Annotated in this window: 2 protein-coding genes; both read left to right on the top strand. The window is 61.6% G+C overall.

Going from position 1 to position 1,594, the window contains the following annotated elements:
- Window positions 1–11: 11 nt before the first annotated feature.
- Entirely contained in the window at window positions 12–1,472 is a 1,461-nt protein-coding gene (locus R3217_10795; GenBank protein ID MDX1455931.1) for a bifunctional 2-methylcitrate dehydratase/aconitate hydratase, read from the top strand.
- 1 nt (window position 1,473) lies between these two features.
- A partial coding sequence (locus R3217_10790; GenBank protein ID MDX1455930.1) for a DUF2784 family protein occupies window positions 1,474–1,594 on the top strand: 121 nt, incomplete at its 3' end.

The raw sequence follows: 1,594 nt of genomic DNA, 5'->3' as shown, positions 1-1,594 counted from the left end.
CGGAGAAGCCCATGGCCACCGACCGCCCTGGCGACACCAGGAGCGCGAAACGCCCTGATCCCGAGAAAGTCCTCACTGATATCGCCGATTACGTCCTGGACTACGAGGTCCAGTCGGACGAGGCTTATCAGACCGCCCGCTACTGCCTGATGGATTCGCTGGCCTGCGCCATGCTGGCCATGGAATACCCCGCCTGTACCAAGCTGCTCGGTCCCGTTGTCCCGGGTGCCGAAATGCAAGACGGCGCCCGCGTGCCGGGCACTGCGTTTTCGCTGGACCCGGTGCAGGCTGCGTTCAACATCGGCGCAATGATCCGCTGGCTGGATTTCAACGACACCTGGCTTGCTGCCGAGTGGGGCCACCCCTCGGACAACCTCGGCGGCATCCTCGCGGTGGCAGATTACGTTTCGAGACAGGACGAGAAGGAAGGCAGGCCGGGCCTGACGATGCGCGACGTGCTCACCGCCATGATCAAGGCCCACGAAATCCAGGGCGTGATGGCGCTGGAGAATTCCTTCAACCAGGTGGGGCTGGACCACGTCTTGCTGGTGCGCCTGGCGACCGCGGCCGTTGTCGCCGACATGCTGGGCATGGACCGCGAGCAGGTCATCAACACCATTTCCCACGTTTTCGCCGATGGCGGCGCACTCCGCACCTACCGTCACGCCCCGAATGCCGGCCCGCGCAAGAGCTGGGCGGCAGGTGATGCCACCGCGCGTGCCGTTCGACTGGCGCTGATCTGCAAGACAGGCGAGCTCGGTTACCCGACCGTATTGAGCGCCGAGCGCTGGGGGTTCTATGACGTGCTGTTTGGCGGCAAGAAGTTCGAGTTCCAGCGCGACTATGGCAGCTACGTGATGGAGAACATCCTGTTCAAGATTTCCTACCCGGCGGAATTCCACGCCCAGACAGCGGTGGAATGCGCCATGGAGCTGCATGCACAGGTCAAGGATCGCCTCGATGACATCGAGCGCATCGAGATCGAGACGCAGAAGGCGGGCGCGACGATCATCGACAAGACCGGTCCGTTGAACAATCCCGCCGACCGCGACCATTGCTTGCAATACATGGTCGCCGTGCCATTGATTCTCGGCAGGCTCACGGCGCAGGAATATGAGGACGATGTCGCAAAAGACCCGCGCATCGATGCGCTGCGCGACAAGATGGTCGTCACGGAAAACGAACAGTTCACCAAGGACTACTTCGACCCGGACAAACGCGCGATCGGCAATTCGGTGCAGGTGTTCTTCTCGGATGGTTCATCCACCGACAAGGTCTCCATCGACTACCCCATCGGTCACCGCAAGCGTCGCGATGAGGGTGTTCCCGTACTGGTCGAGAAGTTCAGGAGCGCCGTCAGTGATGTCTTTGACGAAAAGCAGGCGAAAGATATCGAGGCGGCCTGCGATGACCAGGACGCATTGGAAGAGATGGCGGTAACGAGCTTCATGCGGCGGTGGTCGCGGTCCTGACATGCTCTATCACCTGCTGGCCAACACGGTACTGCTGCTGCACGCGCTGTTCATTGTCTTCGTGGTGCTGGGTGGTTTGCTGGTGCTCCGGAACCCGCGCATTGCCTGGTTGCATGTACCGG

The sequence above is a fragment of the Gammaproteobacteria bacterium genome (assembly GCA_033720895.1).
GTDB lineage: Bacteria > Pseudomonadota > Gammaproteobacteria > Natronospirales > JAJUFS01 > JAWWBS01.
The sequence above is the reverse complement of the archived record's forward strand: the minus strand, read 5'-3'. Positions and strand labels throughout refer to the sequence as shown.

Bases quoted from the DNA above. Each gene is read 5' to 3' on its own strand.
- R3217_10795 (MDX1455931.1), top strand. From the start codon at position 12: ATGGCCACCGACCGCCCTGGCGACACCAGGAGCGCGAAACGCCCTGAT.